At 67.2% G+C, this 14,752-nt stretch carries 11 protein-coding genes; 7 read left to right on the forward strand and 4 right to left on the reverse strand.

Translation table 11 applies throughout. The annotated features are described in order from the left end of the window. Window positions 1-23: 23 nt before the first annotated feature. Entirely contained in the window at window positions 24-986 is a 963-nt protein-coding gene (locus ACX9OW_RS02945) for a hypothetical protein (protein WP_262218394.1), read from the reverse strand. Beyond that, window positions 983-1,501: an RNA polymerase sigma factor gene (locus ACX9OW_RS02950; protein ID WP_229765872.1), complete on the reverse strand. Its 519-nt coding sequence runs from the start codon at window positions 1,499-1,501 to the stop codon at window positions 983-985. Before ACX9OW_RS02950 ends, ACX9OW_RS02945 begins: the two co-directional genes overlap by 4 nt. A 292-nt stretch (window positions 1,502-1,793) precedes the next feature. On the opposite strand from ACX9OW_RS02950, the gene ACX9OW_RS02955 reads away from it, so the two are divergent. Beyond that, entirely contained in the window at window positions 1,794-4,589 is a 2,796-nt protein-coding gene (locus ACX9OW_RS02955) for a bifunctional diguanylate cyclase/phosphodiesterase (protein ID WP_258391133.1), read from the forward strand. 19 nt (window positions 4,590-4,608) lie between these two features. Here ACX9OW_RS02955 and ACX9OW_RS02960 read toward each other — a convergent pair whose 3' ends face one another. Together ACX9OW_RS02960 and ACX9OW_RS02965 are read right to left on the reverse strand one after the other, a co-directional pair. After that, window positions 4,609-5,202, reverse strand: a complete 594-nt coding sequence (locus ACX9OW_RS02960) for an LOG family protein (protein ID WP_065175031.1) — start codon at window positions 5,200-5,202, stop codon at window positions 4,609-4,611. Window positions 5,203-5,466: 264 nt separating this feature from the next. Next, window positions 5,467-6,963 (reverse strand): aminotransferase class III-fold pyridoxal phosphate-dependent enzyme, encoded by a 1,497-nt coding sequence (locus tag ACX9OW_RS02965; RefSeq protein WP_459061900.1) that lies wholly within the window; start codon window positions 6,961-6,963, stop codon window positions 5,467-5,469. Between the two features lie 209 nt (window positions 6,964-7,172). Here ACX9OW_RS02965 and queA point away from each other — a divergent pair, with 209 nt between their 5' ends. The 6 genes from queA to fabV all read left to right on the forward strand — a co-directional run bounded on the left by queA (window position 7,173) and on the right by fabV (window position 14,692). Next, on the forward strand, window positions 7,173-8,240 hold the full coding sequence (gene queA / locus ACX9OW_RS02970) for a tRNA preQ1(34) S-adenosylmethionine ribosyltransferase-isomerase QueA (protein WP_128988967.1): 1,068 nt from the start codon (window positions 7,173-7,175) through the stop codon (window positions 8,238-8,240). 126 nt (window positions 8,241-8,366) lie between these two features. Beyond that, on the forward strand, window positions 8,367-9,497 hold the full coding sequence (tgt, locus tag ACX9OW_RS02975) for a tRNA guanosine(34) transglycosylase Tgt (protein ID WP_459061901.1): 1,131 nt from the start codon (window positions 8,367-8,369) through the stop codon (window positions 9,495-9,497). A gap of 134 nt (window positions 9,498-9,631) precedes the next feature. Then, window positions 9,632-9,976 (forward strand): preprotein translocase subunit YajC, encoded by a 345-nt coding sequence (gene yajC / locus ACX9OW_RS02980; RefSeq protein WP_053519780.1) that lies wholly within the window; start codon window positions 9,632-9,634, stop codon window positions 9,974-9,976. A 61-nt stretch (window positions 9,977-10,037) separates the two neighbouring features. Then, entirely contained in the window at window positions 10,038-11,894 is a 1,857-nt protein-coding gene (gene secD, locus ACX9OW_RS02985; RefSeq protein ID WP_053519779.1) for a protein translocase subunit SecD, read from the forward strand. Between the two features lie 15 nt (window positions 11,895-11,909). After that, window positions 11,910-12,890, forward strand: a complete 981-nt coding sequence (gene secF / locus ACX9OW_RS02990) for a protein translocase subunit SecF (protein WP_053519778.1) — start codon at window positions 11,910-11,912, stop codon at window positions 12,888-12,890. 542 nt (window positions 12,891-13,432) lie between these two features. Beyond that, window positions 13,433-14,692, forward strand: coding sequence for an enoyl-ACP reductase FabV (fabV, locus tag ACX9OW_RS02995; protein WP_053520465.1), 1,260 nt, complete (start codon window positions 13,433-13,435; stop codon window positions 14,690-14,692). Window positions 14,693-14,752 lie beyond the last annotated feature (60 nt).

Consider the following 14,752-nt stretch of genomic DNA (forward strand, 5'->3'; position numbering starts at 1 on the left):
TACGGGGTTGCCGCCCCCATGCTTCAGTCGTCCAGCAGAGGACGCAGGTCGCGTGGCAGCCGCGACTCCGGATACTGCTGCACGTAGCGCTCGAGGCTGGCACGGGCGATGTCGCGCTGGCCTTCGTCGCGACGTTCGCGGATCTTCTGCAGCCACTGCCGGCGGGGCAGCTGGGCGTCGGCGGCCACTTCGGCCTGCACGGCCGTAGCGCTGAGCGCGGCATCGCTGCCGCGACGCATCACGCCCGGTGCGCTGCGGAGCGGTGCGGCCCGCTTGAGCGTCGTGGTGTCACCGCGCTGTCCCGCGCTGGCCGGGGCGGCCTCCATCGCGCCGGACAGGGGGGCAACGGCGTCGCGCGCTTCCAGCGACGGCGGCGCAGGCGCCGCAGCGGGCAGCGGTGCCGAATAGGCCACAGCGGCCGGAGGTTCCGCAGCCGGCGGCGGAGCTGCGGTATCGGCGGCGGCGCGCTCGGTGGCCTGAGCCGCCGCCTTCGCTCGTGCCGCCACCGTCGGTGCCGGTGTCTGCGGTGCAGAGGATCGGGCCGGCGCGGCGGGCCTGGGTGCCGCGACCGGCGCCGGTGGTGCCGGCGGCGCACTTGCGATGGCCGACTCGGCAGGGGAAGGCCGGGTGGGGTCCTCGGCAGGCTGCGCGGCCACTTCGGCAGCGACCTCGCCGGCGACGCGCGGCGCAGTGATCTGTGCATCGTGCGCCGGGACCGCGGGCGGTTCCGGGCGCAGCTGCCAGGCGATTCCGATGGCGAATACCATCGATGCAGCAACGCCGAACACCGCAGGCCAGTGCCGGCGCGGCCGCCGTGCACGCACGCTGCCCGCGTCGGCCGCGTCGGCCGGTGGCGCCTGCACCGCCGCACGGGCGGCCGCCAGGATCGTGGCATCCAGCGCCGCCGGAGGCGCCTGTTCGACACGACGGCCGAGCAGGCGCGCCAGCTCGCGCTCTTCAGGCGTCAGGGGTTCGTCTCGGTTCATGCGTTCAGTCCCGCACGCAGCTTGTCCATCGCATAGCGCAGCCGCGATTTCACGGTTTCCCGGCCTACGCCGGTGATCTGGCCGATCTCCTCCAGGCTCAGTTCCTGATCCAGCCGCAGCTGCAGCACTTCGCGCTGCTCCAGCGGCAGTTCTTCCATCGCGCGCTGGATGCGGCGACGTTGCTCGAATTCTGAAAGCTCTGCTTCCGGGGTCTGCCCGTCTTCCAGCGCGGCCAGACGCAGCTCGGCATCGGCCGGCGCCGCCGGGCGGTGGCGTGCGGCGCGCCAGTGATCGTTGAGCCGGTTGTGCGCGATGCGGAACAGCCAGGTGCTGAAGGCGGCATCCGGCTGCCAGCCGGACCGTGCGCTGATGACCCGTTGCCAGACGTCCTGGAAGATCTCCTCGGCCAGGGCGGTATCGCGCAGCTGGCGCAGCAGGAAGCCGAACAGGCGCTTGCGATGGCGCGCATACAGGCTCTCGAACGCGTGCAGGTCGCCGCCGGCCCAGGCGAGCATCAAGGCTTCATCGGTTGGCAGGGCGCTGGCTTCCACGCGGTACAGGTTAAGGCCTGCCGACGATGGCGCATAGCGGGGTGCGGGGGCGGACAGGGCGAGGTTCATGGCTCGGAACGGGGTGCGGACGCCAGGAATAACGAACGGGCGCACGATTCGGGGTTGCCGGGCTTCCATTGCCCCCCCGGTGGCGCGCTATGCTCGGCGGCTCAGGGGAGGCGACGCACAGACGGCGCCAAGAGATTGTCATTTGTCCACGCACGCTGAACCTGCGCAAACGCCATCACACGAGGCCGTGCTGAGTACGGAACTCGTGCGCGCGCTGCATGCGCTGCTGCCGGAATCGGCGGTGGTCCGGGTCGGCTGGGACGATCCCCAGCTGGGGCGCGGTGACGCCATCTGGCCGATACCCCCGGTCGCGGCCGACAGCGGGGCACCGGCTGCCGGCGATGGCCGCCACGGTTGGGATCATGATGGTGCCCGCCTGTACCTGGTGGTGGAAGGCGCGGCGCCTTCGTCCGCATGGTGGGGTCTGGCGCGGCAGGCCATGGAACTGGCCCTGCAGCGGGGCCGCCAGGCGGGACAGATCAAGGCGCTGGAAGAGGCCGAGCGGCTGCAGCAGGCGCTGTTCCAGATTGCCGATCTTGCCGGCGCCGACCTGGAGATGGGGCAGATGCTGCGCCGCGTGCACGACGTGCTGGGCACGCTGATGTACGCGGAAAACTGTTACATCGTCGAATACGATGACCTGCACGACCAGATCAGGTTCCTGTACTTCGCCGACCAGGTGGATGATTTCGTCGCCGATCCGGCGCAGAGCTTCGACGCCAGTGGAATGCCGCGCAGCCTGACGGTGGCGTTGCTGCACCATGGCAGGCCCCTGAGCGGACCTTCGCGGGAACTGTTGGCCCGCGAGGTCGGGCAGGAGCATGACCCGCTTCGCGGCCCCGAAAGCCTGGACTGGCTGGGTGTGCCGATGCTGCGCGATGGCCGGGTGTGCGGTGCCATCGTGGTGCAGAGCTACGAGCAGGCAGACCGCTATGGCGAGGCCGAGCGTGCACTGCTGGGTTTCGTTGCCCAGCACGTACAGACCGCGATGGACCGGCGCCAGGCCCAGGTGCGGCTCGAGCAGCAGGTGGAACTGCGCACGCAGGAGCTGCAGCGCGCCAACCACAGCCTGCAGGACGAAGTGGCCGAGCGTCGTCGTGCCGAGCAGCTGCAGATCGCGCTGTACGACATTGCAGAGATGGCGATGTCCGCCGAGAGCCTGGAGCAGTTCTACGGCCAGGTGCATGGCGTGGTCGGCCGACTGCTCGACGCGCGCAATTTCTACATCGCGCTGGTCAACGAGGCGGGTGATGGACTGGATTTCGTCTACTCGGTGGATGAACGCCACGCCAGCCGCGCCTCCCGTGCGTTCAGTCGTGGCCTGACCGAATACGTGGTGCGCAACCGCCAGCCGCTGTTGGCCTCCCGCGCGCAGATCGACTCGCTGCGCGCCAGTGGCGAGGTGCGCGAGTCCGGCGCGCGCTCGCTGTGCTGGCTGGGCGTGCCGCTGCTGCGCGATGACGAAGTGGTTGGCGCGATCGTGGTGCAGAGTTACAGCGAGCAGCGTGCCTTCAGCATCCACGACCAGCGCTTGCTGACCTTCGTCGCGCAGAACATCGGCACCGGACTGGCCCGCCAGCGCGACCAGCAGCGCCTGCGTTCGGCGCATGCCGAACTGGAAAAGCGCGTGGACGAACGCACGCGCGAACTGGCTGAGGTCAATGAAAAGCTGTTGGGCCAGATCGGCGAGCGCCTGCGTGCCGAGCAGCGGCTGACCCACCAGGCCATGCACGACGCGCTGACCGGGTTGCCCAACCGCCTGCACCTGCTGGACCGGCTGCAGGATGCGCTGGTACTGGCCAGGCAGGAGGACGGTCCGGTGTTCGCGGTGCTGTTCCTGGATCTGGACCGTTTCAAGCTGGTCAACGACAGCATCGGCCACGCGGCCGGCGATCACATGCTGGTGGAAGTGGCCAAGCGCATCGTGTCGATGGCGGGTCCCGACGACGTGGTGGCGCGCCTGGGCGGTGATGAGTTCGCGGTGCTGCTGCAGTGCCCGCTGGGCCTGGCGCAGGCCCTGGATTTCGGTCAGCGCCTGCTGTTGGCATTGCAGGAGTCGATGTGGATCGCCGGGCGCGAGCTGTTCCCGTCCGGCAGCCTCGGCATCGCGCTGTGGAATCCGCGTTACCGGACCGGAGAAGAGCTGCTGCGCGATGCCGACGCCGCCATGTACCGGGCCAAGGCGCAGGGCCATGATCGCTGTGCGATCTTCGACGAGGACATGCGCGAGCAGGCCATGCGCAGCCTCGATCTGGAAGCCGATCTGCGGCGGGCGATCAACAACCGGGATTTCGTGCCGTTCTACCAGCCGATCGTGCGCCTGTCCGACGGGGAAGTGGTGGGCCACGAAGCGCTGCTGCGCTGGCAGCACGAACGGCGTGGCCTGCTGTTGCCGGGCGCGTTCCTGGAGCTGGGAGAGGAGAGCGGGTTGATCGAACAGGTCGACTGGCTGATCTACGAACAGGTCATCGCCGGCCTGGCCGCGGGCGGGCAGGGCTATGTGTCGGTGAACGTGTCGCCGCGGCATTTCCGTTCGGCCGGTTTCAGTGCGCGCCTGTTCGGCCTGCTCGACGCCTGCGGGGCCGATCCGCGCCGGTTGCGCCTGGAGATCACCGAGGTCGCGCTGCTGGATGACGGCCCGCACACGCTGCATATCCTGCAGGGACTGCGCGAGCGCGGCATCCAGGTGCAGCTGGACGACTTCGGCACCGGCTTCTCGGCGTTGTCGTACCTGCACCGCTTCCCGATCAGCACGCTGAAGATCGACCAGAGCTTCATTGCCGGCCTGCATGGACCGGAAGTGCAGAGCACCCGCGCGCTGGTACAGGGCGTGCTGTCGCTGGCGCGCACGCTGGGCATCGAAACCATCGGCGAAGGCATCGAAACCGAAGCCCAGCGGCAGACACTGCGCGAACTGGGCTGCGATTACGGCCAGGGCTACCTGCTGGGGCGACCGGCTCCCTGGGCCGACGTGGCGCCCTGAGACGCCACGCGGCGGACGATCAACGCAGGGCGGCGCGGCGCTTCTCGTCGATCCACTTGGAGGCCTGTGCCGGCTGGTAGTTCTTCATCCACTCCAGCATCTGCTCGATGTCCGAGCCGTACCACAGGTCCTGGCGCTGGTCCGGGTGCAGGAAGCGCTCATCCACCATGCGATCGATCATGCCGATCAGCGGCGCGTAGAAGCCGTCCACGTCCAGGAATGCACAGGGCTTGTTGCCGATGCCCAGCTGGCGCCAGGTCAGCATCTCGAAGATCTCCTCCATGGTGCCGAAGCCGCCGGGCAGGGCGACGAAGCCGTCGGCCAGGTCGAACATGCGCGACTTGCGTTCGTGCATCGAGCCGACGATCTCCAGCTCGGTCAGGCCACGATGGGCCACTTCCCAGTCGGCCAGCTGGCGGGGAATCACGCCGGTGACCTCGCCGCCGGCCGCGAGCACGGCATTGGCCACGGTTCCCATCAGGCCGACGTTGCCGCCGCCATACACCAGGCGCAGGCCGTCGCGGGCGATGCGGTCGCCCAGTGCAATGGCGCGTTCGGTATAGGCCGGCTTGCTGCCAGCGTTGGAACCACAGTACACACAGATCGATTTCATGGATCTTCCTGTCTCTTGGCCGGAAACGAAAACGCCCCGTCGCCGACCGCAGGGCGGTCAGGGACGGGGTGTCCAAGGATTATGAGGCCTTGAGAGGCCTTCTGTAGAGCCGAGCCATGCTCGGCTGCTCTTCGTTCAGATCGCGGCAATGCCCTAGCCGAGCATGGGCTATGCCGGTCGTCCTGACCGGCACCCTTCGGGCCGTCGCCAGCGACGTTGGCAGCGGCTCCTGCCGCTGCCTTCGGCTCTACAAAAAGCGGGGGCTTACGCCGCCGCAGCCTGCTCGCGTCGCGGGCCTTCACGCAGGGCGCGGCCGACCATGCCCACCAGCAGATCCAGCTCTTCGCTGTCCATGCCGAAGTGGGGCGTGAAGCGCAGCGAGTTCTCGCCGCCATGGATCACATTGATGCCATGCCGGCGCAGCCATTCTTCGGTGGAACCACTGCCGTAGCACTTGAACTGCGGCGCCAGCTCGCACGAGAACAGCAGGCCGGTACCCTGCACCTTGGTGATCAGCCCGCCAAGCTCGCCCTTGAGCTGTTCCAGCTTGCGCACGGCTTCGGCGCCGCGCTCGGCAATGTTGGCGCGCACCTGCGGGGTCAGCTGTGCCAGCGTCGCGCAGGCCACGTCCAGCGCACGCGGGTTGCTGGTCATGGTGTTGCCGTAGATGCCCTTGCGGTACAGCTGTGCGGCATGCTCGGTCACCGCCAGCACCGACAGCGGGTACTGGGCCGCGTTCAGGGCCTTCGAGTAGGTTTCCATGTCCGGCGGATCCAGGCCTTCGAAGCCCGGGTAGTCAACCACCGACAGCACGCCGTGCGCGCGCAGGCCGGCCTGGATCGAATCGAGCAGCAGCAGGCTGCCGTGCGCGCGCGTCAATTCGCGGGCCAGGGCATAGAACGACGGCGGCACCGAGCGGCCCGGATCGCCTTCGCCCATGACCGGCTCCAGGAACACCGCCTCGATGAACCACTTGTTGCGGGCGGCGTCCTCGAACACCGCGCGCAGGCCGGCTTCGTCGTACGGCGCCACGGTGATCACCGAATCCTCGCCACGGTAGCTGGCCAGATGCTGCATGTAGCTCTTGCGGCTGGAATCGGAGTACAGCGCCGGCCGGTCGGTGCGGCCATGGAAGCTGCCCTTGACCACCACGCGCTTGATCGCGGCGCCGGCGTGGCGCGCACCCGGGTCGGTCTGCAGCTTGGCGTTGACGTCGGCGATGCGTGCGGCCAGCCCGACCGCTTCCGAGCCGGAGTTCAGGCACATGAAACGGGCGAACGGGCAGCCGCCACGACGGTGGCCGATCTCGGCGCGAAGGGCGGTGATGAAGCGCTGCTGTGACAGGCTGGGGGTCATGATGTTGGCCATCACCTGCGGTCGGGCCATCGCCTCCAGCACCGTGTCGGGGGTATGACCGAAGCCGAGCATGCCGTAGCCGCCAGCGTCATACAGCACCGCCCCCTTCAGGGTGACCACCCACGGGCCGCGCGCGGCCAGCGCCACATAGGGCGTAACGGCGTCGTCGGCGTAGAAATTGACGAACCCGTCCTGCATGGCATCGATCTGCACCTGTTCGTCCTGCCCCAGCAACGGCCCCAGTTCGCCCTGCACACGGGCGAACTCCGCGGCGGCGGCCTCGACCGCAGCCACCAGCTGCGGATGGTGGGCGGACAGGGTGGTCAGGGTGGCGTCGTCCAGGCCGGTGGTGAGGCGGGTGCCGGGCTGGCTGCGCAGGGGGGCGAGGCGTTCGATGAAGCTCATTGCAGATCTCCTGAAACAATGGGGCGCACGGGCCATCAAAAAGCAAAACGCGCGTCATCACGCGCGCTGGGCGGCCTCGTGCAGCGGACTTCCATCTCGATGCTAGCACTTGTTTTTTTGCGCGATAACCCCGCAGAAACCTGTTGCATAGCAGCATTTTGCGCGACGTTCGCCGCGGACCACGCCGGCTCGCAGACGCTGGCCGTACAATGCGCGCCATTGTCGACCTGTTGCCGCCCACTGCCTTGAAGAAGTCCGATTTCCACTACGACCTGCCGGCTGAACTGATCGCGCAGGCGCCGCTGGCCGAACGTTCCGCCAGCCGCCTGCTGCTGGTGCCTCCGGCCCCTGCCGCCTTCACCGACCTGCAGGTGCGTGATCTGCCCTCGCTGCTGCAGCCGGGCGACCTGCTGGTATTCAACGATACGCGCGTGATTCCGGCGCGCCTGTTCGGGCAGAAGGCCAGCGGTGGGCGGGTCGAGATCCTGATCGAGCGCCTGCTCGGCGGCCAGCAGGCGCGCGCCCAGGTCGGCGCCAGCAAGTCGCCCAAGGCCGGCAGCCGCATCGCGCTCGATGCCGGTGGCGAAGCCGAAGTGCTGGGCCGCGACGGCGAGTTCTATGTGCTGCAGTTCCATGTGCCTGAGTCACTGGAGCAGTGGCTGCTGCACGCCGGACGCCTGCCGCTGCCCCCCTACATCCAGCGCGAGCCGGGCGTGGACGACCGCGAGCGCTACCAGACCGTGTTCGCGCGGGAGGTGGGAGCGGTGGCGGCACCGACCGCCGGCCTGCATTTCGATGAACCGCTGTTGGCCGCGCTGAAGGACAAGGGCGTGGAGTTCGGCCACGTCACCCTGCACGTGGGGGCAGGCACCTTCCAGCCGGTGCGAGCCGATGACCTGAAGGACCACGTGATGCACCGCGAGTGGCTGAACGTGGGCGCCGAGCTGGTGCAGCAGGTGCGTCGGACCCGCGCTGCGGGCGGGCGCGTGATCGGTGTCGGCACCACCGTGGTGCGCGCGCTGGAAAGTGCGATGCGTGACGGCGAGCTGTTGCCGTTCGCCGGCGAGACGCAGATCTTCATCACCCCGGGCTATCGGATCCGCAGCGTTGACGCGATGGTGACCAATTTCCATCTGCCGGAAAGCACCCTGTTGATGATGATTTCGGCCTTTGCCGGCAAGGAGCGGGTGTTCGAGGCCTATCAGCACGCGATCCAGCAGCGCTATCGCTTCTTCAGTTACGGCGACGCGATGCTGCTGTTCCCGCAGGGACGATAACGGTAGCGCCGGGCCACGCCCGGCGGCGAGGGGGGGCGGTGCGACGGTCGCCGGGCATGGCCCGGCGCTACCTGCAGCGGCCTTCTTGGGAGACAATAGGCGACTATTTGCCTGAACGACCGCTCCATGTCCCGACTGCAGTTCCAGCTCAAGACCCGCGACGGCCGTGCCCGTCGCGGCCGCCTGACCTTCCCGCGCGGCACGGTGGAAACGCCGGCCTTCATGCCGGTGGGAACCTATGGCTCGGTCAAGGGCATCCTGCCGGACCAGGTGCGCGCGCTGGCGGCCGAGATCATCCTTGGCAACACCTTCCATCTGTACCTGCGTCCGGGCCTGGACATCATCGCCGACCACGGCGGACTGCATGGCTTCTGCCGCTGGGACGGCCCGATCCTGACCGATTCCGGCGGTTTCCAGGTGTTCTCGCTGGCCCACCGCCGCAAGATCACCGAACAAGGCGTGACCTTCGCTTCGCCGACCGACGGGGCCCGGGTGTTCCTCGGCCCGGAAGAGAGCATGAAGATCCAGAAGGTGCTCGATTCGGACGTGGTGATGATCTTCGACGAGTGCACCCCGTACCCGGCCACCGAGGACGTCGCCCGCCGGTCGATGGAGCTGAGCCTGCGCTGGGCCCAGCGCAGCCGCAACGCCCATGACGAGCTCGGCAACGATGCGGCCCTGTTCGGGATCGTCCAGGGGGGGGTGCATACCGACCTGCGCAGCCGCTCGGCCGAGGCCCTGCAGGCGATCGGCTTCGATGGCTATGCCATCGGTGGCCTGGCCGTGGGCGAGCCGGAGCACGAGCGCAACGCCATGCTCGACCACCTGGATCCGGAGCTGCCGGGCGACCGCCCGCGCTACCTGATGGGCGTGGGCCGGCCGGAAGACCTGGTCGAGGGTGTCGCACGCGGCGTCGATATGTTCGACTGCGTGATGCCGACCCGCAACGCGCGCAACGGGCATTACTTCACCTCGTTCGGTACCGTCCGCATCCGCAATTCGCAGTATGCGCGGGACATGGACCCGATCGAACCGGGCTGCGGCTGCGTGGCCTGTACCGGCGGCTACACCCGCTCGTACCTGCGCCACCTGGACCGCTGCAACGAGATGCTGGCGCCGATGCTGGGCACCCTGCACAACCTGTTCTACTACGAGAAGCTGATGGCCGACATCCGGGCGGCGATCGAGGCGGGAACCTTCCAGGCCTTCCGCGAGTCCTTCTATGCGGCACGCGGAGCGGTTCCGCCGCCGCTGTAACCCGGCGCCCCCCTGCCGAACGGCCCGGGGACGAACGTCCGGGGCCATGGCATACTTCAAGGCTGACCCAGATCCGCGGTCGACACCCCGCGCCCGTGAAAGGGCCGGAGCGCCGCCCAACCAAAGGACCAAAGATGAACCTGCTTGCCTTCCTGATTCCCGCCGCCCACGCCCAGGCCGCCGGTGGCCAACCGCAGGGCATGGGCCTGACCACGCTGCTGTTCCCGATCATCCTGATCGCCATCATGTACTTCCTGATGATCCGCCCGCAGATGAAGCGGCAGAAGGAGCACAAGGCCATGCTGGAGAAGATCAAGCGTGGCGACGAAGTGCTGACCAACGGTGGCATCGCCGGCGTGGTCACCGACATCGGCGACAACTTCGTCACCCTGGAAGTGGCCGAGAACGTGCGCATCCGCGTGCAGAAGGGCGCTGTCGGCAACGTGCTGCCGGCCGGTACCCTGAAGTCGGCCCAGTAAGCCACTCCCTTTCCGATGCACAACCGCGGCGCCGGGGATGGCGCCGCGCGGGACCCAAGCAATGCTCGAATTTCCACGCTGGAAGTACGTCGTCATCCTGATCGTACTTGCGCTCAGTACGCTGTATGCGCTGCCCAACATCTACCAGAAGGACGCGGCCGTCCAGATCACCGCCAACCGTGGCGGACAGGTCGACGACGCCCTCCGCGACCGCGTGGTGGCTGACCTGAAGAAGGCCGGCATCGCCAGCCTCGGCGCCGAGAAGGAAGGCGAGAGCCTGATCGTCCGCCTGCCGGACCTCAAGACCCAGGCCGCGGCAAGCGACCTGCTGCGCGACAGCGTGGGTGAGAACTACACGGTCGCGCTGAACCTGGCATCCACCGTTCCGGACTGGCTGGCCAATCTTGGCGGTCGCCCGATGACGCTCGGCCTGGACCTGCAGGGCGGCGTGCACTTCGTGCTGCAGGTGGACCAGAAGGCTGCGCTGGACAAGCGCCTGGATGCCTATACCGAAGACGTGCGCAGCACCCTGCGCGACGCACGCATTCCGTACCAGTCGGTCGAGCGTCGCGCCGACAACAGCATCGTGGCCAACCTGAGCCCGTCCGCCGGTGACGACGCCGCGCAGCGCGCCCGCACGGCCCTGCTCAAGGCGCAGCCGACCCTCGGTTATGACGTCAGCGGCAGCCGCATCACGGTGACCGTGCCGGAGGCCGAGATCTCGCAGATCGCCAACGGCGCCATCGAGCAGAACATCAATACCCTGCGCAACCGCGTGAACCAGCTGGGCGTGGCCGAGCCGATCATCCAGCGCCAGGGCGCCGACCGCGTCGTGGTGCAGCTGCCCGGCGTGCAGGACACGGCCGAAGCCAAGCGCATGATCGGTGCGACCGCCACCCTGGAATACCGTGCGGTGGTCGAGGGCAACGCCCAGGACGCCATCAACGCCGGCCGCATCCCGCCGGAAGCCAAGGTCTACCAGCAGCGTGACGGCCGCGGCCCGATCCTGCTGAACAAGCGCGTGATCGTCACCGGCGACCAGATGGTGGCTGCGCAGGCGGTGACCGACGCCAACAGCGGTGCCCCGGCGGTCAGCGTGACGCTGAACAACGTCGGTGGCCAGCGCATGTTCGACTTCACCAGCGCCAACGTGAACAAGCCGATGGCGGTGGTGTACACCGAACGCGTGCCGACCGTGACCGTGGTCGACGGCCAGGAAGTGCGCGGCTTCAAGGTCAACGAGGAAGTGATCTCGGTGGCCAACATCAATGGCGTGTTCGGCAAGAACTTCCAGACCACCGGCCTGCAGAAGAAGGAAGCCGAAGATCTGGCCAAGCTGCTGAAGTCCGGCTCGCTGGCCGCGCCGATGGACTTCGTCGAAGAGCGCGTGGTCGGCCCGAGCCTGGGTGCCGAGAACGTCAAGAACGGCATGCGCGCCGTGGTCTTCGCCTTCCTGTTCACCCTGGTGTTCTTCAGCATCTACTACCGCATGTTCGGCATCATCACGTCGGTGGCGATGCTGTTCAACCTGCTGATCGTGGTGGCGGTGATGTCGTTGTTCGGCGCGACCATGACCCTGCCGGGCTTCGCCGGCCTGGCGCTGTCGGTCGGCCTGTCGGTCGACGCCAACGTGCTGATCAACGAGCGTATCCGTGAAGAGCTGCGGGCCGGTGTTCCGGGCAAGACCGCGATCGTGACCGGTTACGAGCGCGCTTCCGGCACCATCCTCGACGCCAACCTGACCGGCCTGATCGTCGGCGTGGCACTGTTCGCATTCGGTACCGGTCCGCTGAAGGGCTTCGCGCTGACCATGATCATCGGTATTTTCGCCTCCATGTTCACCGCGATCACCGTGTCGCGTGCGCTGGCGACGCTGATCTACGGCCGCCGCAAGAAGCTCCAGAACGTGGCCATCTGACGGGACGACACGCACATGAAACTGTTTCCGCTGCACATCCTCCCGAACGACACCAAGATCGATTTCATGCGGTGGCGCCATGTCGCCATGGTCGTCACGATCATCGTGTTCCTGGCATCGATCGCCATCATCGGCTTCAAGGGCTTCAACTATGCCCTGGACTTCACCGGTGGCACCCTGATCGAGGCCCGCTTCGAGCGCCCGGTGGACGTCGAGCAGGTCCGCACCAAGCTCGAGCAGAGCGGCTTCGACGGCGCCCAGGTGCAGAGCGTCGGTGGCAGTACCGACCTGCTGATCCGCCTGGCGCCGCACGGTGAGCATGCCCCGGGTACCGGCGATTCCGCCGCCGAGGACAAGGCCACCGCGGCGGCCGTGGTCAAGGCGCTGTCCTCGGCCGACAACCAGGCGACGGTGCTGCGCAATGAGTTCGTCGGCCCGCAGATCGGCAAGGATCTGGCGATGAACGGCCTGTACGCCACCATCTTCATGCTGGCCGGCTTCCTGATCTACATCGCCGTCCGCTTTGAATGGAAGTTCGCGGTCACCGCCAGCATCGTGGCCATGTTCGACCTGATCGTGACGGTGGCTTACGTGTCCCTGCTGGGCCGCGAGTTCGACCTGACGGTGCTGGCCGGCCTGCTGTCGGTGATGGGCTTTGCGATCAACGACATCATCGTGGTGTTCGACCGCGTCCGCGAGAACTTCCGCAGCCTGCGCGTGGAGCCGATGGAAGTGCTGAACCGTTCGATCAACCAGACGCTGTCGCGTACGGTGATCACCGCGGTGATGTTCTTCCTGTCCGCACTGGCCCTGTACCTGTACGGTGGCAGCTCGATGGAAGGCCTGGCCGAAACGCACATGATCGGTGCGGTGATCGTGGTCATGTCGTCGATCCTGGTCGCGGTGCCGATGCTCACGATCGGCTTCCTGCGCGTGAGCAAGCAGGACCTGCTGCCGAAGGCCAAGGACATCGAGGCTCTGGCCCGCCGTCCGTAAGCGTTCGCGCTGCACGCAACGCACAGAGAACCCCGCGCAAGCGGGGTTTTTTGTTGGCAGGGCGTGCAGTCCTGCGGCTGACACCCCGCACTCTGACACCGCCCCACCTTCGACAGATTCCGGCGGCTGATCGAAATGAATCCGGGGTCAGATCCGTTTTCCTGTGGAAAACGGATCTGACCCCAAGAGCATTTCCGACAGATCGCAGAAAACTGTCGAAGGCGGGGTGGGTCCGGTTGCGGGGGCGTGAGCGCCATGGATGGCGCGACCGAGCCTACATGGACGTACTTGCGGCGTCCCCCGCAACCGGACCTGCCCCGCCATCCCGCAGATAGCTCGCTTCTGACGTTGACGTTGACGTTGACGTTGACGTTGATTCGGCAGGTGCAGGGTGCAACCCTGCAAAACAAACACCACCCTACGGCAGCGTCGGTTGTGCATTCGGCTCTCGCGCACTACGATCCTGCGGTTCGCGCGCGCAGGCGCGCCCTCCGATTCCTGCTGAGCGCCCTGCGCGCCGCATCTGCCAACCCGAGGTATCCATGGTCATCAAACCGCGCGTCCGCGGCTTCATCTGCGTCACCACCCATCCGACCGGCTGCGACGCCGCCGTCAAGCAGCAGATCGACTACATCCGCGCCCGCCCGCCGATCCAGAACGGTCCCAAGCGCGTGCTGGTGATCGGCGCCTCGACCGGCTACGGCCTGGCCGCCCGCATCACTGCCGCGTTCGGCAGCGGTGCGGCGACCCTGGGCGTGTTCTTCGAGCGTCCCGGCAGCGAGACCAAGCCGGGCACGGCGGGCTGGTACAACTCGGCGGCGTTCCACCGCTATGCCGATGAGGCCGGCCTGTATGCCAAGAGCATCAATGGTGATGCGTTCTCGGATGAAGTGAAGGCGCGCACCATCGAGATGATCAAGGCCGATCTCGGCCAGGTCGACCAGGTCGTCTACAGCCTGGCTGCGCCGCGCCGCAAGCACCCAAAGACCGGTGAAGTGATCAGTTCCACGCTGAAGCCGATCGGTGAGCCGATTACGCTGCGTGGCCTGGATACCGACAAGGAAGTGATCACCGAGACCACTTTGCAGCCGGCGACGCCGGAGGAAATCGCAGGGACCGTCGCAGTGATGGGCGGTGAAGACTGGCAGATGTGGATCGACGCACTGGCCGATGCCGGCGTGCTGGCCAACGGCTGCACCACCACCGCCTTCACCTACGTTGGCGAAGAAATCACCCAGGCCATCTACTGGAATGGCTCGATCGGCGCTGCCAAGAAGGATCTCGACACCAAGGTGCTGGGCCTGCGCGAGAAGCTGGCGAAGATCGGCGGTGATGCCCGCGTGTCGGTGCTCAAGGCCGTGGTCACTCAGGCCAGCTCGGCCATTCCGACGATGCCGCTCTACCTGTCGCTGCTGTTCAAGGTGATGAAGGAGAAGGGCACCCACGAAGGCTGCATCGAGCAGCTGGACGTGCTCTACGACATCCTCTACGGCGGCAAGGCCGACGGCGTGGCGATCGACCGCCTGCGCCACGATCTGGTCGATGGCGATGGCCACACCGTCGCGCTGGTCGATGAAGAAGGCCGTCTGCGTGCGGACTACAAGGAAATGGCGGCAGACGTGCAGGGCAAGGTGGTTGCGCTGTGGCCGCAGGTGACCAACGAAAACCTGTACGAGATCAGCGACCTGGCCGGCTACAAGGCGGACTTCCTGCGCCTGTTCGGTTTCGGCGTCGAAGGCGTCGACTACGAGGCCGACGTCGATCCGGATGTGAAGATCAACAATCTGGTCGATATGACCTGATCGAAAAGGCCGGCGAAAGCCGGCCTTTTCACATAGGGCGCGCCGCTGTGCTCGCCGGGC

Source organism: Stenotrophomonas genospecies 5, assembly GCF_054473825.1.